This window comes from Belnapia sp. AC561, from assembly GCF_979252845.1.
Genome location: NZ_CEEDBP010000027.1, coordinates 18,834 through 37,074 on the forward strand (window position 1 = coordinate 18,834; position 18,241 = coordinate 37,074).

Annotated in this window: 15 protein-coding genes; 12 read left to right on the forward strand and 3 right to left on the reverse strand. The window is 72.2% G+C overall.

Annotated features, from left to right (window positions below; genetic code table 11):
- The first annotated feature begins 36 nt into the window (after positions 1-36).
- From AC0IW9_RS20180 to AC0IW9_RS20195, 4 genes are all read left to right on the forward strand, one after another.
- Positions 37-1,305, forward strand: coding sequence for a sarcosine oxidase subunit beta family protein (locus AC0IW9_RS20180; protein WP_471650153.1), 1,269 nt, complete (start codon positions 37-39; stop codon positions 1,303-1,305).
- A 70-nt stretch (positions 1,306-1,375) separates the two neighbouring features.
- Complete coding sequence (locus tag AC0IW9_RS20185; RefSeq protein WP_471650095.1) at positions 1,376-1,648, forward strand: sarcosine oxidase subunit delta; 273 nt, start codon at positions 1,376-1,378, stop codon at positions 1,646-1,648.
- Positions 1,645-4,584, forward strand: coding sequence for a sarcosine oxidase subunit alpha family protein (locus AC0IW9_RS20190; RefSeq protein WP_471650096.1), 2,940 nt, complete (start codon positions 1,645-1,647; stop codon positions 4,582-4,584). The genes AC0IW9_RS20185 and AC0IW9_RS20190 overlap by 4 nt, the downstream gene beginning before the upstream one ends.
- A complete protein-coding gene (locus AC0IW9_RS20195; protein WP_471650097.1) occupies positions 4,577-5,053 on the forward strand; it encodes a sarcosine oxidase subunit gamma in 477 nt (158 codons plus the stop codon). The genes AC0IW9_RS20190 and AC0IW9_RS20195 overlap by 8 nt, the downstream gene beginning before the upstream one ends.
- A gap of 21 nt (positions 5,054-5,074) precedes the next feature.
- On the opposite strand, the gene AC0IW9_RS20200 is transcribed toward AC0IW9_RS20195, so the two are convergent.
- From AC0IW9_RS20200 to AC0IW9_RS20210, 3 genes are all read right to left on the reverse strand, one after another.
- Positions 5,075-7,921 (reverse strand): PAS domain S-box protein, encoded by a 2,847-nt coding sequence (locus AC0IW9_RS20200; protein WP_471650098.1) that lies wholly within the window; start codon positions 7,919-7,921, stop codon positions 5,075-5,077.
- 98 nt (positions 7,922-8,019) lie between these two features.
- Positions 8,020-8,331: a DUF2312 domain-containing protein gene (locus tag AC0IW9_RS20205; RefSeq protein ID WP_471650099.1), complete on the reverse strand. Its 312-nt coding sequence runs from the start codon at positions 8,329-8,331 to the stop codon at positions 8,020-8,022.
- A 69-nt stretch (positions 8,332-8,400) separates the two neighbouring features.
- Positions 8,401-8,715, reverse strand: coding sequence for a DUF1244 domain-containing protein (locus AC0IW9_RS20210; protein ID WP_471650100.1), 315 nt, complete (start codon positions 8,713-8,715; stop codon positions 8,401-8,403).
- Between the two features lie 89 nt (positions 8,716-8,804).
- Here AC0IW9_RS20210 and AC0IW9_RS20215 point away from each other — a divergent pair, with 89 nt between their 5' ends.
- The 8 genes from AC0IW9_RS20215 (at position 8,805) to AC0IW9_RS20250 (ending at position 18,203) form a co-directional block, all read left to right on the forward strand.
- Complete coding sequence (locus AC0IW9_RS20215) at positions 8,805-10,100, forward strand: glycerate kinase type-2 family protein (RefSeq protein ID WP_471650101.1); 1,296 nt, start codon at positions 8,805-8,807, stop codon at positions 10,098-10,100.
- 310 nt (positions 10,101-10,410) lie between these two features.
- Positions 10,411-11,844 carry a pyruvate kinase gene (pyk, locus tag AC0IW9_RS20220; RefSeq protein ID WP_471650154.1) on the forward strand — a complete coding sequence of 478 codons (1,434 nt, stop codon included), beginning with the start codon at positions 10,411-10,413 and terminating at the stop codon, positions 11,842-11,844.
- Positions 11,845-11,881: 37 nt separating this feature from the next.
- A complete protein-coding gene (locus AC0IW9_RS20225; RefSeq protein WP_471650102.1) occupies positions 11,882-13,522 on the forward strand; it encodes a dihydroxyacetone kinase family protein in 1,641 nt (546 codons plus the stop codon).
- Between the two features lie 89 nt (positions 13,523-13,611).
- A complete protein-coding gene (locus tag AC0IW9_RS20230) occupies positions 13,612-14,127 on the forward strand; it encodes a D-Ala-D-Ala carboxypeptidase family metallohydrolase (protein ID WP_471650103.1) in 516 nt (171 codons plus the stop codon).
- Entirely contained in the window at positions 14,124-14,636 is a 513-nt protein-coding gene (locus AC0IW9_RS20235; protein WP_471650104.1) for a hypothetical protein, read from the forward strand. Before AC0IW9_RS20230 ends, AC0IW9_RS20235 begins: the two co-directional genes overlap by 4 nt.
- A 90-nt stretch (positions 14,637-14,726) precedes the next feature.
- Positions 14,727-15,671: an isopenicillin N synthase family dioxygenase gene (locus AC0IW9_RS20240; RefSeq protein WP_471650105.1), complete on the forward strand. Its 945-nt coding sequence runs from the start codon at positions 14,727-14,729 to the stop codon at positions 15,669-15,671.
- Between the two features lie 51 nt (positions 15,672-15,722).
- Entirely contained in the window at positions 15,723-17,309 is a 1,587-nt protein-coding gene (locus tag AC0IW9_RS20245; RefSeq protein ID WP_471650106.1) for an ABC transporter substrate-binding protein, read from the forward strand.
- Between the two features lie 60 nt (positions 17,310-17,369).
- Positions 17,370-18,203, forward strand: coding sequence for a TauD/TfdA dioxygenase family protein (locus tag AC0IW9_RS20250; protein WP_471650107.1), 834 nt, complete (start codon positions 17,370-17,372; stop codon positions 18,201-18,203).
- Positions 18,204-18,241: the final 38 nt, after the last annotated feature.

An 18,241-nucleotide genomic window follows, 5' to 3' on the forward strand; every position in this document is an offset into this window, starting at 1 on the left:
GGGGTACCTCGAGGTCGGGATGGCGGGCTGGTGACGATGCGCTTTTCCTGGGGGAGCCTGGCGCGGGAGGCGCTGCGCGGGCATTCCGGCTGGCCAAGGCAGTGGCGCAGCCCCGATCAGCCGCAGCCCGAATATGACGTGGTCATCATCGGCGGCGGCGGGCATGGCCTGGCCACCGCCTATTACCTCGCCAGCGAGCATCGGGCCGGTCTGGGCCAGGGCCGCATCGCCGTGCTCGAGAAGGGCTGGATCGGCGGCGGCAATACCGGCCGCAACACCACCATCATCCGCAGCAACTACCTCTTCCCCGAAAGCGCCGCGCTCTACGACCATGCGGTGCAGCTCTGGGAAGGGCTGTCCCTGGCGCTGAACTACAACGTCATGTTCAGCCCGCGCGGGGTGATGATGCTGGCGCATTCGGTGCACGACGTGCAGTCCGGGATGCGCCATGTCCATGCCAACCGGCTGGCCGGCGTTGACAACGAATGGCTGAGCCCGGCGCAGGCCAAGGCCTTCTGCCCGCCGCTGGATACTTCGGATGCCATCCGCTACCCGGTGCTGGGCGCCGCGCTGCAGCGGCGCGGCGGCGTGGCCCGCCACGATGCGGTGGCCTGGGGCTATGCCCGGGCGGCGAGCGCGCTCGGCGTCGATATCATCCAGGGCTGCGAGGTCACGGGGATCGACCGTGATGCGGCCAGCGGCGCGGTCACCGGCGTGCAGACAACGAAGGGCCCGATCCGGGCGAGCAGGCTCGGCGTGGTCGCCGCCGGCAGCACCAGCCTGGTGATGGCCATGGCCGGGGTGCGGATGCCGCTGGAAAGCTTTCCCCTGCAGGCGCTGGTCTCGGAGCCGGTGAAGCCGGTGTTCCCCTGCGTCGTCATGTCCAATACCGTGCATGCCTATATCAGCCAGTCGGACAAGGGCGAGCTGGTCATCGGCGCCGGCACCGACCAGTACCCGAGCTATGCGCAGGCCGGCGGGGTGCAGATCCTGACCCATACGCTGGAGGCGATCTGCGAGATGTTCCCGATCTTCCGCCGCATGCGGATGCTGCGGGCCTGGGGCGGCATCGTGGATGTCACGCCGGACCGCTCCCCCATCCTCAGCCGGACGCCGGTGCCGGGGTTGTTCGTGAACTGCGGCTGGGGGACCGGCGGCTTCAAGGCGACGCCGGGTTCCGGCCATGTCTTCGCCGCGACCATCGCCCGCGGCGAGCCCCACCCGATCGCCGCGCCCTTCAGCCTGGACCGCTTCGCCGGCGGCCGGCTGATCGACGAGGCCGCCGCCGCCGCTGTGGCGCATTGAGCCGCCCGATGACCGGAGCGCCGCAGGTGCGCAGATCTGAATCGGCCGGCGCGCCGGAGGCACCAGAATAATGCTTCTTATCTTTTGCCCCTGGTGCGGCGAACGGCCGGAGCTCGAATTCCGCCATGCCGGCGAGGCCCATGTGACCCGCCCGGCCGATCCCGCCGCCGTCTCCGACGCCGACTGGACCCGCTTCCTGTACGAGCGGGAGAATCCGCGCGGCCTCTACCGCGAGCGCTGGCGGCATGTGCATGGCTGCGGCCAGTACTTCAACGCGGTGCGGCATACGCTGACGGACCGCTTCCTTGGCAGCTATCCGCCGGGCGGGGAGCCACCCGCGTGAGGCTCCCGACCGGTGGGCGGATCGACCGCGACCGCCCGCTGCGCTTCCGCTTCGATGGCCGCGACCATACGGGATACCAGGGGGATACGCTGGCCTCGGCGCTGCTGGCCGCCGGCGTCACCCTTTTCGGCCGCAGCTTCAAGTACCATCGCCCGCGCGGGCTGCTGGCGGCCGGCGCCGAGGAGCCGAATGCCCTGGTCGAGATCGACCGCGGGCCTGGCCGGCGGGAGCCGAACCAGCGCGCCACGATGGTGCCGCTGGAGGAGGGGCTGGTCGCCCGCAGCCAGAACCGCTGGCCGAGCCTGCGCTTCGATGCCGGGGCGCTGGCCGGGCTCGCCGCGCCGCTGCTGCCGGCGGGCTTCTACTACAAGACCTTCCTCGGCCCCGGCCGGGATTCCTGGCACCGGCTCTGGGAACCGCTGATCCGCCGCATGGCCGGGCTCGGCCGCGCACCGGAGGCGCTGGACCCGGACCGCTACGCCAATCGCTTCGCCCATTGCGAGACCCTGGTGGTCGGCGCCGGCCCGGCCGGGATTGTCGCCGCCCTGGCGGCCGCGGAATCGGGCGGTCGGGTCATCCTGTGCGACGAGCAATCCGAGCCGGGCGGCAGCCTGCTGGCGACGCCGGAGACGCTGATCGATGGCCAGCCCTGCTGGGAGAGCCTGGCCGCGGCAGTCGAGGCGCTGCGGGACCATCCGCGCATCACCCTGCTGACGCGGACCACCGCCTTCCACTACGGGCTGCAGAATTTCGTCTCGCTCGCGCAGGTTCTGGACCGGCCCGGCCATGGGGAGGGGGGTCTGCGGGAACGGCTCTGGCAGGTGCGGGCCGGGCGGGTGGTGCTGGCGACCGGGGCGATCGAACGGCCGATCCCCTTCCCGGGCAACGACCGCCCCGGGGTGATGCTGGCCGATGCCGCCCGCGCCTATGCCGCCCGCTGGGCGGTGCTGCCGGGCCGCCGCGCGGTGCTGCTGGCGGCGCATGACAGCGGCTATGACGCGGCCTTCGCCCTGGCCGATGCCGGGGCGGGCATTCCCGCCATCCTCGACCTGCGGCCCGAGCCGCCGGCGGCGGTGCTGGAGGCGGCGGCGGCGCGCGGCATCACCGTGCTCGCCGGGCATGGCGTGGTCGGCACCAAGGGCGCCGGGCGGATCACCGGTCTGCTGGCGGCGCCGCTGCTGGCCGATGGCCGGCCGGACCGCAGCCGCGCCGGCGCCATCGCCTGCGACCTGCTGCTGATGGCCGGGGGCTGGACTCCCAATGTGCAGTTGTTCTCCCAGTCCCGCGGCAGGCTGCGCTGGGATGCCGCCGCCGATGCCTTCCTGCCGGGCGAGAGCCCGGAGGCGCAGGTCAGCGCCGGCGCCTGCAACGGCACGATGGACCTGGCGGAAACCCTGGCCGAGGCCGCCGCCGCCGGGCGGTGGGAGGCCTACGCGGCCGCGGCCGCCGAGCCCAGCGCGCTGCCGGTCCGCGCCATCGCCGCCACGGCGCTGCGGGCGAGGAAGGCCTTCGTCGATTTCCAGAACGACGTCACCACCGCCGACCTGGCGCTGGCGGTGCGGGAGGGCTTCCACGCGATCGAGCATGTGAAGCGCTACACCACCAACGGCATGGCGACCGACCAGGGCAAGACCAGCGGCATGATGGGCCTGGCCGTCACCGCCGCGCTGCTGGGCCAGGACGTGCCGGCGGTGGGGCTGACCACCTTCCGCCCGCCCTATACCCCGACCAGCTTCGGGACGCTGGCTGGCCGGCATCGCGCCGCGCTGTTCGAGCCGATCCGCACCGCGCCGCTGCACGACTGGGCCGCGGCGCAGGGCGCGGTCTTCGAGCCGGTGGGGCAGTGGCAGCGCGCCCGCGCCTTCCCGCGGGGAGCCGAGGACCTGCATGCCGCGGTCGCCCGGGAATGCCTGGCGGTGCGGCAGGCGGTCGGGATCCTCGATGCCTCGACCCTGGGCAAGATCGAGGTGGTGGGGCCGGATGCGGCCGAATTCCTCGAGCGGACCTATGTGAATGCCTGGAAGGGCCTGGCCCCCGGCCGCTGCCGCTACGGGCTGCTGCTGCGGGAGGATGGCTTCCTCTACGACGACGGCGTGGTCGCCCGGCTGGCCGGGGACCGCTTCCATGTCACCACCACCACCGGCGGCGCCGCCCGGGTGCTGCACATGCTGGAGGACTACCGGCAGACCGAATTCCCCGAATTGCAGGTCTGGCTGACCTCCACCACCGAGCATTGGGGCGTGGCCGCGCTGCAGGGGCCGAAGGCGCGGGCGCTGCTGGCGCCGCTGGTCGAGGGGCTGGACCTCGGCACCTTCCCGCACATGGCCGTCGCCGAATGCCGGGTCGCCGGCATCCCGGCGCGGCTGTTCCGCGTCAGCTTCAGCGGCGAGCTGGGTTTCGAGGTGAATGTCCCGGCCGGCCGCATGGCCGAGCTCTGGGCGGCACTGTGGCATGCCGGCGGGCCGCTCGGCCTCACCGCCTATGGCACCGAGGCGATGCACGTGCTGCGGGCCGAGAAGGGCTTCATCATCGTCGGCCAGGAGACCGATGGCACGGTGACCCTGGACGACGTCGGGCTGAGTTGGGCGATCGGCCGGAAGAAGCGGGATTTCATCGGCAAGCGCGGGATGGCGCGGGACGGCATGGCGGCGCCCGACCGGCGGCAGCTGGTCGGCCTCGCTCCCGCCGATGGCAGGCGGCCGGAGGAAGGCGCGCAGCTGCTGGCCGAAGCGGGGGCGCGGCGGGCGGAGGGGCATGTGACCTCGGCCTATGACAGCGCCTGCCTCGGCCGGCCCTTCGCGCTGGGCCTGCTGGCCGGCGGCCGGGCCCGGCATGGCCAGACCGTCTTCGCCACGAGGCTGGACGGCCCGCCGCAGCCGCTGACCGTGGTGCCGCCGGTCTTCTGGGACCCGGAAGGGGAACGCCTCCATGGTTGATACCGCGCGCATCAGCCTGCGCTGCGGCCCCGGCCCTGTCGCCGCCCTGGGGGAGGCCTTCGGCATCGCCCTGCCGGAGGCGATGCTGACCGCGCAGGCGGGCATGGCCCGGGCGGCGCTGCGGCTCGGCCCCGACGAATGGCTGCTGCTGGCCGAGGATGCCCCGGCCGCGGTGCTGCTGCCGGTGCTGGCGGCGGCGCTCGGCGGGGCGCCGGCCTCGCTGGTCGATATCTCCGACCGGCAGGTGGCGGTGGATGTCGAGGGGCCGCAGGCGCTCGAGCTGCTGGCGGAAGGCTGTCCGCTCGACCTGGCGCTGCTGCCGGAAGGCGGCTGCACCCGCACGGTCTTCGGCAAGGCGGAAGTGATCCTCTGGCGCCGGGCGGAGGACTGGTTCCGGCTGGAAGTGGCGCGGTCCTTCGCGCCCTATCTGCGGGCGCTGCTGGCGGAGGCGGCGCCGGACCAGGACTGAGGCCCGGCCAGAGTCGGCGCCTCAGCGCGACTCGATCAGCTCGCGGATCCGGCGGGCGAGGACGGCGGCCTCGAAGGGCTTCGGGATCAGCGCCATCCCCGGCTCCAGCACGTCGCCGGCCAGGCCGGCGACATCGGCATAGCCGGTGACGAAGAGCACCTTCAGCCCCGGCCGGGTCTCCCGCGCCGCATCGGCGAGCTGGCGGCCGTTCATGCCGCCGGGCAGCCCGACATCCGTCACCAGCAGGTCGAGCCGCAGGCGGGAGCGCAGCAGCATCAGGGCGGCCGGGCCATCCGGCGCCTGCAGGGCGCGGTAGCCGAGGTCGCGCAGCACCTCGACCACCACGTCGCGCACCACCGGCTCATCCTCCACCACCAGCACCGTCTCCCCGGTGGCGGCCTGCTCGCCGGTCAGCGGCTCGGCCGCCTCCGCGGCGCCGGCGGCCTCGTCCCCCAGGTGCTGCGGTAGGCAGAGCCGGACCGTGGTGCCCTCGCCGGGGGTGGAGCGGATGCGGACATTGCCGCCGGACTGGCGGACGAAGCCATAGACCATGGACAGGCCGAGGCCGGTGCCCTGGCCGGTCGGCTTGGTGGTGAAGAAGGGGTCGAAGGCGCGGGCCATCACGCTGGGGGGCATGCCGACGCCGGTATCGCCGACGCTGAGGCAGACATAGTCGCCCGGGATCACCTCGTCGTCCTGCTCGAGCCGGGTGGTGCCGGCATGGATCACCAGCCGGCCGCCCTCGGGCATCGCGTCCCGCGCATTGATGGCCAGGTTGAGGACGGCGTTCTCGAGCTGGTTGGGGTCGCAGAGGGTCGGCTGCAGCCCGGGCATGATCTCGATCGAGAGGGCGATGGTCTCGCCGATCGTGCGCCGCAGCAGCTCCTCCATGGAGCGGATGAGGCTGGCGACATCGACCGGGCGGGGGTCCAGCGGCTGGCGCCGGGCGAAGGCCAGCAGCCGCTGGGTCAGTGCCGCGGCGCGCTGGGCCGAAAGGGTCGCGGCCTCCACGTAGCGGCCGGTCTCGGCGGCGCGGCCTTCGGCGACCCGCTTCTTCAGCAGCGCCAGCGAGCCGATGATGCCGGTGAGCAGGTTGTTGAAGTCATGCGCGATGCCGCCGGTGAGCTGGCCGACGGCTTCCATCTTCTGCGCCTGGCGCAGCTGCTCCTCGGCCGCGCGCAGCGCCTCGGCGGCGGCCTTCTCGGCGGTGACGTCGCGGCCGACGGCATGAATCAGCCCCTCCGCCGGCACCGCCGTCCAGGAGATCCAGAGCCAGCCGCCGTCCTGGTGGCGATAGCGGTTCTCGAAGCGATGGGTGGCGAGGCCCTGGCCGAGGCGGAAGGTTTCCCGCAGCGTGGCGTCGCGATCCTCCGGATGGACCAGGTCGAGGAAGCGGGTGCCGCGCATGGCGGCGAGGTCCCAGCCGAGCACCTTGGTCCAGGCCGGGTTCACCGATTCGACCTGGCCATCGAAGCCGGCGACCAGCATCAGGTCCTGCGAGAGCAGCCACATCCGGTCGCGCTCGCGGGTGCGTTCCTCCACCCGGTCCGTCAGGGAGGCGTTCAGCGCCCGGAGCCGGGCCTCCGCCTGCCGCTGCGGATCGATGTCGGTGTTCATGCCGATCCAGGCCCGCAGGCGGCCATCGGCTTCCAGCAGCGGGATGCCGCGCGCCAGGGTCCAGCGATAGCCGCCGGCGTGGTGGCGCAGCCGGTAGGTGCATTCATAGGGGCGGGCGGTGGCGATGCAGCCGTGCCAATGGGCCATCGCCGCCTCCCGGTCCTCGGGGTGGATGGCATCAGCCCAGCCCTTGTCCAGCCAATCGGCGGCGGACTGGCCGGTGAAGGCGAGCCAGGAGGCGCTTGGCTCCCGCGTCCGGCCCTCGGCGTCGCAGCTCCAGACGATCTGCGCCGAGGCCTCGACCAGGGCGCGGAAGCGGGCCTCGCTCTCGGCCACGGCGGCGGTCGCCGCCTGCCGCTCGGAGATGTCGATGACCGAGCCGATGTAGCCGAGATATTCCCCGGACTCGCTGAAGCGGGGGGCGGCGGCATCGATGACCGCGGCATGGCCGCCATCGGCGCGGCGCAGCCGGTAGTCCGACTGGAAGGGCCGGCGGGCGGCATTGGCATCGAGGAAGATGGCGCCGGCGGTACCGCGGTCGGCGGGGTCGATGGCGTCGAGCCAGCCGAAGCCTTCGCCGCTGCCCTGCGCCTGGCCGGTGAACTCGTACCAGCGGCGGTTCAGCCAGGTGCAGTGCCCGTCGGGATCGGTGGTCCAGATCATCACCGGGGCATTGTCGGCCATGTTGCGGAAGCGGGCCTCGCTCTCGCGCAGCGCCGCCTCGGCTTCGGCCCGCTGCCGGTCGGCGAGGACCTGGCGGGTGGTCTCGATGCAGGCGCAGAACATGCCGGCGACGGTTCCGGCCTCGTCCCGCACCGGGCTGTAGCTGAAGGTGTACCAGGTATCCTCGGCATAGCCGTGGCGGGACATGACGAGGTGGAGGTTCTCCGACCAAGTCGATTCGCCGGCCAGGGCGCGGTCCACCAGCGGGCCGATCTCGTCCCAGATCTCGCCCCAGATCTCGCGGAAGGGGCGGCCCAGGGCCCAGGGATGGCGGGCGCCGAGGATGGGCGCATAGGCGTCGTTGTAGAGGAAGGCGAGCTCCGGCCCCCAGGCGACGAACATGGGATGGCGGGCGGTGAGCATCAGCCCGACGACGCTGCGGAGGCTGACGGGCCAGCCCTCGGGCGGGCCGAGGGAGCAGCCGCGCCAATCATGCCGGGCCATGGAGGCACCGAGCTCGCCGCCACCGGTGAGGAAGGCGAGGGGGGCAGGCGCGGCCATGGGGGAGGGAGGTATCTCGGGCTGCATCAGCTGGGTCTCACCGGCCGGGCATACAGCAGCCCGGCGGCGGCGTCCCGAGGTATCGGCGAGGCAGGCCGGGCGCGCCGCTGGCGGCCCGGCGCCGGTCACATGCCGAGGGCCCGCTTGTAGAGGTCGAGCAGGGTCTCCTGTTCCTCAACCTCGGCGGGTTCCTTCTTGCGCAGGGAGATCAGGGTGCGCACGACCTTCACGTCGAAGCCGGCGGATTTCGCCTCCCCGTAGATATCCTTGATATCGTTCGCCAGGGCCTTTCGTTCCTCCTCCAGACGCTCGATGCGTTCGATGATGGAACGCAGCCGGTCGACGGCGATGCCGCCCACCTCCGGGTCCGGATCGGCTTCCTGGCGTGCGCGGCTGGCCCGGGCTTCGTCGAACGGGGCGTCTTCGATGTCACTCATGCTGCGGGGCTCCGGATGGTCGCGCGGGCGGCGTGCCTAGCGCGCCGGGGGGCTCGCAGCAACGGTCGCTTAGCCGTGACCAGGATTGGCGGCGGCGAATTTCGCCTTCTGTTCCCCTGAAGCCTCGGTCTGGTGCTGCGCCTGCCAGTCCTTGTAGGGCATGCCGTAGATGATTTCCCGGGCATCGGGGTCGGAGAGCGGGACGCCCTGCTGCTCGGCCTCGGCGCGGTACCACTTGCTGAGGCAGTTCCGGCAGAATCCGGCCAGGTTCATCAGGTCGATGTTCTGCACGTCGGTCCGCTCGCGCAGGTGCGCCACCAGGCGGCGGAAGGCGGCGGCTTCGAGTTCGGTGCGGGTGGCGGGGTCGATCTCGGGGACGGGCATGGTGGGTCTCCTCGCGGGGGTTGCCCCCTAGATGGCCCATCGGGGGCGGCTTCGCCATACTCCGGCGGAGAAAGGCGGGAGACCGAGGGATGACATGGGATGACGCGGCGGCGCGGGCGGCCCTGCGCCGGCTGTTCGAGGCGGGGCTGGCCGCGGCGGACCCGCTGACGGCGCTGGCCCGGCACCTGCCGGAGCCGCCCCGGCACGGCCGGGCCATCGTCATCGGCGTCGGCAAGGCGGCGGCCAAGATGGCGCTGGCGGTGGAGCGGGCCTGGCCCGCGGTGCCGCTGAGCGGGATGGTCATCACCACCCATGGGGCGGATGTCCCCGACCCGCCGCCGGGCCGGCGGATCGCGGTGCGCTTCGGCAGCCATCCGGTGCCGGATGCGGCCGGGGCGGCGGCGGCGGCGGCGATGCTCGGGCTGCTGCGCGGGCTGGCGCCGGAGGATCTGGTGCTGTTCCTGGTCTCGGGTGGCGGCTCCTCGCTCTCGACCCTGCCGGCCGAGGGGCTGAGCCTCGACGACCTGATGGCGGTGAACCGGGAGCTGCTGCGGTCGGGCGCGCCGATCCAGGAGATGAACTGCATCCGCAAGCACCTCAGCGGCTTCTCCGGCGGCCGCGTCGCGGTGGCGGCGCATCCGGCGCGGGTGGTGACGCTGGCGATCTCGGACGTGCCGGGGGACGACCCGGCGGTGATCGCCTCCGGCCCCACCGTGCCGGACCCGACCAGCTTCGCCGAGGCGCGGGCGCTGGTGGCGCATTACCGGATGGAGCTGCCGCCGGCCGTGGTGCGGCAGCTGGCCGCAGCGGCCGAGGAAAGCCCGAAGCCCGGCGACCCGCGGCTGGGGGCCATCGACCTCCGGATGATCGCCACGCCGATGCTGTCCCTGCAGGCCATGGCGGCGGAGGCCAGGGCGCTGGGCCTGGCGCCGCTGATCCTCGGCGATGCGCTGGAGGGCGAGGCCGCGGTGCTGGGCAAGGTGCTGGCAGGCGTTGCGCGCAGCGCGGCGCTGCATGGGCTGCCGCTCGCGCCGCCCTGCGTGCTGCTCTCGGGCGGCGAGACCACCGTGACCCTGCCGAGCGGCGGCGGCGGCCGGGGCGGGCGGAGCATGGAGGGGCTGCTCGGCCTGGCGCTGGCGCTGGAGGGGCATGCGGGGATCTGGGCGCTGATGGCCGATACCGATGGGATCGACGGCAAGTCCGATGCCGCCGGCGCGGTTGCCACGCCGGATACCCTGGCGCGGGCGAAGGCGGCGGGGCTGGACCCGCGGGCGATGCTGGCGGGGCACGACAGCTACGGGGTCTTCGCCGCGCTGGGCGATCTGCTGGTGACCGGGCCGACCCTGACCAATGTGAACGACGTGCGGGCGGTCATCATAGCTTAACATTTGGCTGAATATTAAGGTAAAGCGGGGGCTTGGCGACGCAGCTTACAATCCGTAAGTAGGATGCATGCGTGATCAAGCCCTCGAAGACATCCTGGCCCGCCGCGGCGCCGTGACGCGGATCGCCACCGGCCTCGGCATCTCCCCCGCCGCCGTCTCCCAGTGGCAGCGCATCCCGGCGGAGCGGGTGGGGGAGCTGGCCCGCCTGCTCGACCTGCCGCCGCACCGGCTGCGGCCGGACCTGCATCCACCCGACCTGCATCCGCCCGAGACATCCCAAGCCAGCCTCCCTGAAGGGAATAGCCCTCGCATGGCCACCCGTATTCCGCTGCGCCGCCGGCGGCGGACCAAGATCGTCGCAACCCTCGGCCCGGCCAGCTCGACGCCCGAGGTGATCGAGCGGCTCTATCGCGCCGGCGCCGATGTCTTCCGGCTGAACTTCAGCCATGGCAGCCATGCCGACCATGCCGAGCGCATCAGCATCATCCGGGCGCTGGAGCAGAAGGTGGGGCGGCCGATCGGCATCCTGGCCGATGTCCAGGGGCCGAAGCTGCGGGTCGGGCGCTTCCAGGGCGGCCGGGTCCAGCTGCAGACCGGCCAGCCCTTCCGCCTCGACCTCAGCCCCACGCCGGGCGACGTGCGGCGGGTGCAGCTGCCGCATCCCGAGATCATCGCCGCGGCGCAGATCGGCACGTCATTGCTGCTCGACGACGGCAAGCTGCGGCTGCGGGTGACGCATGTCCGCAGCGACCACCTCGAGACCGAGATCATGGTCGGCGGGCCGCTGTCCGACCGCAAGGGCGTCAACGTCCCCGACGTGGCGCTGCCGATCCCGGCACTGACCGCCAAGGACCGCGAGGACCTCGACTTCGTGCTGCCGCTGGGGATCGAGTACATCGGCCTCAGTTTCGTCCAGCGGCCGGAGGATGTGGCGGAATGCCAGGCGATCTGCGCCGGCCGCGCCCTGGTCATGGTGAAGATGGAGAAGCCCCAGGCGGTCGAGAACCTCGACGGCATCATCGCCCTCGCCGATTGCGTGATGGTGGCGCGCGGCGACCTCGGCGTGGAGTTGCCGGCCGAGGAAGTGCCGCTGGTGCAGAAGCGGATCGTCCGCGCTGCGCGGGCGGCCGGGAAGCCGGTGGTGGTCGCGACGCAGATGCTGGAGAGCATGATCTCCGCCCCGGCGCCGACCCGGGCGGAGGCTTCCGACGTGGCGACGGCGGTCTTCGACGGCGCCGATGCGGTGATGCTCTCGGCTGAGACCGCTGCGGGGCAGTATCCCTTCGAGGCGGTCAACATCATGGACCGCATCGTGGCGCGGGTGGAGCAGGATCCGGGCTGGCGGCAGCTGACCGACAACTCCCGGCCGGAGCCGGAGCCGAACAGCGCGGGTGCCATCGCCGCGGCGGCGCGGCAGGTGGCGCATACCATCAAGGCGCAGGTGATCGCGACCTTCACCAGCACCGGCTCCACCACCCTGCGTGTCGCGCGGGAGCGGCCGGATTGCCCGATCCTCGGGCTGACCGCGAGCATCGAGACGGCGCGGCGGATGGCGGTGGTCTGGGGCGTGCATCCGCTGCTCTCGCAGGAGCCGCATTCGATGACCGACATGGTCGCCAAGGCGCTGCGGGCTTCCCAGGCCGAGGGCTTCGCCCAGCCGGGGCAGGAGGTGGTGGTGACGGCGGGCGTGCCCTTCGGCACGCCGGGCACCACAAACGCGCTGCGGGTTGCTAGCGTGAAGTAGCGGCCCGGCTCATGGCCGCGCCTCGGGAGGAGCGGCCATGAAGAAGCTGGTGAACGACCCGCGCCGGGTGGTGCGGGAGATGCTGGAGGGCCTCTGCGACCTGCATCCGGGCCTGGCCCTGCTGGAGGACGAGGATGTGGTGGTCCGCGCCCGGCTGCCCGAGCCAGGGGCGCGGCCGGTCGCGGTGCTTTCGGGCGGCGGGGCCGGGCATGAGCCGGCGCATGCGGGCTATGTCGGGCCGGGGCTGCTGGCGGGCGCCATCGCAGGCGACGTCTTCACCTCCCCCAGCGTCGATGCGGTGCTGGCCGGCATCCGGGCGGCGGCGGGGCCGGCGGGCGCGGTGCTGGTCGTGAAGAACTACACCGGGGACCGGCTGAACTTCGGCCTGGCGGCGGAGCTGGCGCGCGGCGAGGGCATCCCCTGCGAGGTGGTGGTGGTCGCCGATGACGTGGCGCTGCGCGAGACCGTGCCGCCGGAGCGCCGGCGGGGGATCGCCGGGACGGTGCTGATCCACAAGCTGGCCGGCGCCGCGGCGGCGGCGGGGCAGGGGGTGGCCGAGGTCGCCGCGGTGGCGCGGGCGGCGGCGGCGGAGCTCGGCAGCATGGGGGTCGCGCTCGGCGCCTGCACCGTGCCGGCAGCGGGGCGGCCGGGCTTCGTCCTCGGCGATGCCGAGATCGAGCTGGGCCTCGGCATCCATGGCGAGCAGGGGGTGGAGCGGGCGGCGCTGGCCCCGGCGGATGCGCTGGTCGAGCGGATCATGGCGACCATCATCGCGGATGGCCGGCTGGTGGCCGGGGAGCGGGTGGCGCTGCTGGTGAACGGGCTGGGCGGGACGCCGCCGATGGAGCTGGCGATCATCGCCCGCCGCGCCATCGCGGTGCTGCGGGAGGCCGGGCTGGTGGTGGACCGGGCCTGGGCCGGGGATTTCCTCACCGCGCTGGAGATGCCGGGGTGCTCGCTGTCGGTGCTGCGGCTGGATGCGGCGCGGCTGGCGCTGCTGGACGCGCCCGGGAGCGCGCCGGCCTGGCCGGGGGCGGGGCGGATCGCGCAGCGGGTGGTGGTGCCGGCGGTGGCGCGGGCGGCGCCAGCGGCGGGACGGCCGGCCGACCCGGTGCTGCGGGATGCGGTGCTGGCGGTGGCGGCGGCGCTGGAGGCGGCGGAGGTGCGGCTGACCGAGTTGGATTCCGCGGCGGGCGACGGCGACCTCGGCCTCAGCATGGTGCGCGGCGCGGCGGCGCTGCGGGCGTTGCCGGATGGCGCCTGGGCCGAGCCGCCGACCGCGCTGGCGGCGATGGGGGAGGCGTTGCGGCGGGCGATCGCCGGCAGTTCCGGTCCCTTCTATGCGACGGCGCTGCTGCGGGCGGCGAGACGTCTGCCGCCGCGGCCCTCGCCGGCGGATTGGGCGGCGGCTTTCGAAGCCGGCGTCGCGGCCATCGGCGAGCTGGGTGGGGCGAAGCCGGGCGACCGGACCATGCTGGATGCGCTGGTGCCGGCGGCGGCGGCCTTCGCCACGGCCGGGCTGGCGGCGGCGGTCGCGGCGGCGGAGGCCGGGGTCGCGGCGACGGCGGGGATGTCGCCGAAGCTCGGGCGGGCGAGCTATCTCGGCGACCGGGTGCTGGGCGTGCCGGATGCCGGGGCGGCTGCGGTCGCGGTCTGGCTGCGGGCGCTGCTGCGGTAGGCGGACGGTATCATTGCAGGAATGTCAAGGCTGTCGTTCTGGTATAGCATCACTTCGCCCCGGATCACCCGGGGTGGAGAGATCGATCGATGGATTACACAACCGAGGGGCTGGCCGAGGTCATTCGGACTCGGAGCGACATCCTGCTGACCCCGCATTTCCGGCTCCGGGAGTTGATCAAGTCCAACCAGGCCGGCATCGACAACTGGCCCACCGAGCCGGAAACCATCCTGAAGCTGCGCTATTGCTGCACCTACATCCTCGAGAAGGTGCGCAGCCAATATGGCAAGCCGGTGCGGGTCAATAGCGGCTACCGGTCGCCCGCGCTGAATACCCGGATCGGCGGATCGACGACGTCGCAGCACATGAAGGGAGAGGCGGTGGATTTCGAGATCGACGGTGTCGCCAATGGCGAGATCTGCCAATGGATCAAGGACACGCTGGTCTTCGACCAGCTGATCCTGGAGTTCTACACCCAGGGCGAGCCGAATTCGGGCTGGGTCCATTGCTCGGTCGTGCCCTCCGGCAACCGGGGCCAGGTGCTGACTGCCATGAAGCAGAAGCACACCGGCAAGACGCAATACCTGCCAGGGATCACGATGTGAGCCGGCCTCTGCCGCGCCGCGGCGCTGCCGCCTGGTGGCTGTCCGGCGCCCTGCTCATCTGCGGCCTGGCCTTGCCGTCACCGTCCATGGCAGCCTGCGGGCTCGGCCAGTTCCAGGGAAGCTGGGTCGGCGCCGATGGTCGCGGCGACCGCTTCGCCATCGATGCGGCAGCGGTCGTCGTCAATGCCGGCGCGGCCGGCAGCCGCATCCCGCTGCGACCGGCCCAGGATATCCGGGAACGCCCGCTGGAGGCGGTGACGGCGGCGCTGCCGCAGGTCGCGGCCATCCACGCCCCGGCGCTGGCGCGTCTCGGCCCGCCGACGCAGCGAGCCTGCGTGCTGCAGGTGGAGACGCCGGGTGGCGGCAGCATGGCCTTCCTGCCGGATGCCGAGGGCCTGCTGCGACTGGAGGAATCGCGCAGCGACCCGCCAGTGGCCCAGCTGCTGCGCCGGGCCGACGGCGGCCCCGTGCCGAATGCCCCGGCGGACTACAGCAGGCCACCGCGCTGAGCCGATTGGCGCCGAGGTTTGACCGGCTGCATTCCGTCCCGCATGCTCCGGCCGGGACGGAATGCGACGCCAGCCGAAGGAGCTGATCCGATGCCCGATTCGATTCCCCTGCTTGACCTCGGCCCGGCCTTCGCCGGCGAGCCCGGCGCGCTGGAGGCCACCGCCGCCGAGCTGCGCCGCATCTGCGAGACGGTGGGCTTCCTGTTCATCGCGAACCATGGGGTGCCCTTCACCCTGGTGCAGAACTGCTTCGCCATGGCGGCGCGCTTCCACGCGCAGCCGATGGAGGCGAAGCTCGAGGTCAAGCTCGACGACGCGATGCAGGGCTACCTGCCGTACAAAAGCAGCACGACGCGGGCCAATGGGCTGGTCGCGGTGCGCAAGCCGAACGAGAACGAGGCCTTCTTCGTCAATCCGGAACGCGACCCGGCGAAGCCGGCCAACCGCTGGCCGGCGGCCATTCCGGAATTCCGCGACATCACGCTGCGCTACTTCGCCGCGCTCGAGGCGCTGTCGATGCGGCTGCTGCCCATTTATGCGCGGGCGCTGGACCTGCCGGCGGATTACTTCGGGCCGCTCTGCGACCGCTCGCTGTCCAGCCTGCGGCTGACGCATTACCCCCCCGTGGCCTATGGTGCCGACGAGTATGGCATCGCGCCGCATACCGACAGCAGCTTCTTCACCCTGCTGGCGCAGAACCCGGTGCCGGGGCTGCAGATCCGCACCCAGGACGGCGAGTGGATCTCGGCGCCGGTGATCCCCGAGACCTTCGTGGTGAATACCGGCGACGTGCTGAACCGCTGGACCAACGGGCGCTTCCTGTCGACGCCGCATCGCGCCTTCAACACCATGGGGACGGCGCGCTATGCCATCCCCTACTTCTTCCACCCGAACCCGGAGACGATGATCGAGGCGCTGCCGGGCTGCGTCTCGGCGGAGAACCCGGCGCGCTTCCCGGCGCAGACGGTGGGCGACTACATGGCCTGGTTCCGCGGCCAGAATTACGCGCATTTCCGCAAGGATGCTGCTGCCTAGCGCATCCCAATAACGCCAGACTGCGGCCTGTCCCGAGCGAGGATCGTGCCGATGATGATTCGTCCCTTGGCTGGGCTGCTGGCCCTGCTCGCCCTCGGCGCCACGCCGGCGGGGGCCCAGGAGCGTGTGCCAGACCGCACCCTGCGCGTGTCGCTGAATACCGAGCTGCAGATCCTCGATCCGCTGGTCACCACGATCAATGCGACGCGGGTCTTCGCCTATCTGGTTTTCGACACACTGGTCTCGCTGGACAGCCAGGGCCACTACAAGCCGCAGATGCTCGCCGGCTGGGAGATCAGCCCGGACCGGCTGACCTATCGCTTCACCCTGCGCGACGGGCTCGAATGGAGCGACGGCGCGGCGGTGACGGCGGAGGATTGCGTCGCCTCGATCCGCCGCTGGGCGAAGCGGGAGGCGCTCGGCGGGCAGCTGATGGCGGCGACCCGCGAGATGCGCGTGGTGGATGCGAAGCGCTTCGAGATCGTCCTCAACCGGCCCTTCGCCTTCGTCATCGAGGCGCTGGGCAAGGCCGGCCATACCATCCCGGTGATGATGCCGGCGCGGCTCGCGGCGCATGATGCGATGACCGCGGTGCCGGAGATCATCGGCTCCGGCCCCTATCGCTTCCTGCAATCCGAATGGCGGCCGGGCGAGCGCGCCAGCTTCGTCCGCAACCCGCGCTACCGGCCGCGGGAGGAGGCGCCGGATGCGCTCTCGGGCGGCAAGGTGGCGAGGATGGAGCGGATCGAGCTGCTGAGCATCGCCGACCAGGCGACGCGGGCGGCGGCGCTGCAATCCGGCGAGCTGGATTTCCTCGAGATCGTGCCCTTCGACTTCATCGCGCCGATGCGGCGGAACCGCGCCATCACCGTCGGCCAGCCGCGCGGCATCGACCAGTTCCTCGCCGTGCTGAACATCAATCATGCGGTGCCGCCCTTCAACAACCCGAAGGTGCGGCAGGCGCTGCAGGCGGCGATCCTGCAGCCGGAAATCATGGCGGCGATGGGGCTGCCGGACGACATGGTGGTGCCCTATTGCGGCTCGATCTACATGTGCAACGCCGCGGGCTCGACCACGGCGGGCACCGCCGCGCTGCAGGCGGCCAGCACCGAGCGGGCGCGGCAGCTATTGCGGGAGTCGGGCTACGCGAACGAGCCGGTGGTCTTCCTGCATGCCCAGGCCTCGGCGCTGCTGAACCCGATCGGGCTGGTGATGGCGGACCAGATGCGCCGCGCCGGGTTCAACGTCGATCTGCGCAGCTCGGACTATGCGACGGTCGCGCAGAAGCGGCTGAGCCGGGCGACGGTGGCGAACGGCGGCTGGAGCGTGGCGCCGATCGTGCTGAATGGCGTGGACATGGTGAATCCGCTGGCCAATCCGCTGATCGCCTACAACTGCACGGAATATCCCGGCTGGTACTGCGACCTGCGGATCACCCCGGTGGTCGCGCGCTTCTCCGAGGCGGCGACGCCGGAGGCGCAGCGGGCGGTGGCGGACGAGCTGCAGACGCTGGTGCATGACGCCGTGACCTTCGTCCCGGGCGGGCAATTCGCCGGGCCACCGGCCTGGCGGTCCAACCTGCGGGGGGTGGTGCCCTTCAGCTTTCCGGTCTTCTGGGGGATCGAGCGGCGGCCCTAGCGGTTCGCTTGAAGCGGCGAGGCGTTTCGTGCGGAATGCGCGGCAAAAGGGAGGTGCACCATGCTGAGCAATTCCATCGAGGTCGAGCCGCTGACCACGGCGGTCGGCGCCGAGATCCGCGGCATCGACCTGGCGGCGCCGCTGGGCGAGGCGGAAGTGGGGCTGATCCGGAAGACCCTGGCGGACCGCGGCGTGGTCTTCTTCCGCGACCAGGCGATGACGCCGGACCAGCACATCGCGTTCGCCGCGCGCTTCGCGCCCATCAACGTCAACCGTTTCTTCGCCCAGGCGGCCGGCTTCCCCGAGATCGCCGAGGTGCGGAAGGAGCCGGGGCAGAGCAAGAACATCGGCGGCGGCTGGCATACCGACCACAGCTACGACCAGATCCCCGCCATGGGCTCCGTCCTGCTGGCGCGGGAGCTGCCGCCGAACGGCGGCGATACGCTGTTCGCCAGCATGTATGCCGCGCATGACGCGCTCTCCCCCGGGTTGCAGGCGACCCTGGCGGGGCTGCGGGCGGTGCATTCCAGCCGGCATGTCTTCGGCCCGGGGAAGAAGGAGGCCGATGGCCGCTACCGCAACCCCGACCAGGCGGTGCAGGACGCGGTGCATCCCGTGGTCATCACCCATCCCGAGAGCGGCCGGAAGGCGCTGTATGTGAACCCCGGCTTCACCCTGCGCTTCGAGGGCTGGACCGACGAGGAGAGCCGGCCGCTGCTGGACTTCCTCTACCGCCACGCCGCCCGGCCGGAATTCCAGTGCCGCTTCCGCTGGCGGGAGGGCTCGCTGGCCTTCTGGGACAACCGGGCGACCTGGCATTACGCCGCCAACGACTACCAGGGGGAGCGGCGGCTGCTGCACCGGATCACCCTGGAAGGAACCGCGCTCACCTGAAGCCTTGTCAGCGCGGGTGCCGGGTGCTGGACTCGCCG

Coding starts and splice junctions, on each gene's coding strand:
- AC0IW9_RS20180 (WP_471650153.1), top strand. CDS start 37: ATGCGCTTTTCCTGGGGGAGCCTGGCGCGGGAGGCGCTGCGCGGGCAT.
- AC0IW9_RS20185 (WP_471650095.1), top strand. CDS start 1,376: ATGCTTCTTATCTTTTGCCCCTGGTGCGGCGAACGGCCGGAGCTCGAA.
- AC0IW9_RS20195 (WP_471650097.1), top strand. CDS start 4,577: ATGGTTGATACCGCGCGCATCAGCCTGCGCTGCGGCCCCGGCCCTGTC.
- AC0IW9_RS20200 (WP_471650098.1), bottom strand. CDS start 7,921: ATGCAGCCCGAGATACCTCCCTCCCCCATGGCCGCGCCTGCCCCCCTC.
- AC0IW9_RS20205 (WP_471650099.1), bottom strand. CDS start 8,331: ATGAGTGACATCGAAGACGCCCCGTTCGACGAAGCCCGGGCCAGCCGC.
- AC0IW9_RS20210 (WP_471650100.1), bottom strand. CDS start 8,715: ATGCCCGTCCCCGAGATCGACCCCGCCACCCGCACCGAACTCGAAGCC.
- AC0IW9_RS20215 (WP_471650101.1), top strand. CDS start 8,805: ATGACATGGGATGACGCGGCGGCGCGGGCGGCCCTGCGCCGGCTGTTC.
- pyk (WP_471650154.1), top strand. CDS start 10,411: ATGGCCACCCGTATTCCGCTGCGCCGCCGGCGGCGGACCAAGATCGTC.
- AC0IW9_RS20225 (WP_471650102.1), top strand. CDS start 11,882: ATGAAGAAGCTGGTGAACGACCCGCGCCGGGTGGTGCGGGAGATGCTG.
- AC0IW9_RS20230 (WP_471650103.1), top strand. CDS start 13,612: ATGGATTACACAACCGAGGGGCTGGCCGAGGTCATTCGGACTCGGAGC.
- AC0IW9_RS20240 (WP_471650105.1), top strand. CDS start 14,727: ATGCCCGATTCGATTCCCCTGCTTGACCTCGGCCCGGCCTTCGCCGGC.
- AC0IW9_RS20245 (WP_471650106.1), top strand. CDS start 15,723: ATGATGATTCGTCCCTTGGCTGGGCTGCTGGCCCTGCTCGCCCTCGGC.
- AC0IW9_RS20250 (WP_471650107.1), top strand. CDS start 17,370: ATGCTGAGCAATTCCATCGAGGTCGAGCCGCTGACCACGGCGGTCGGC.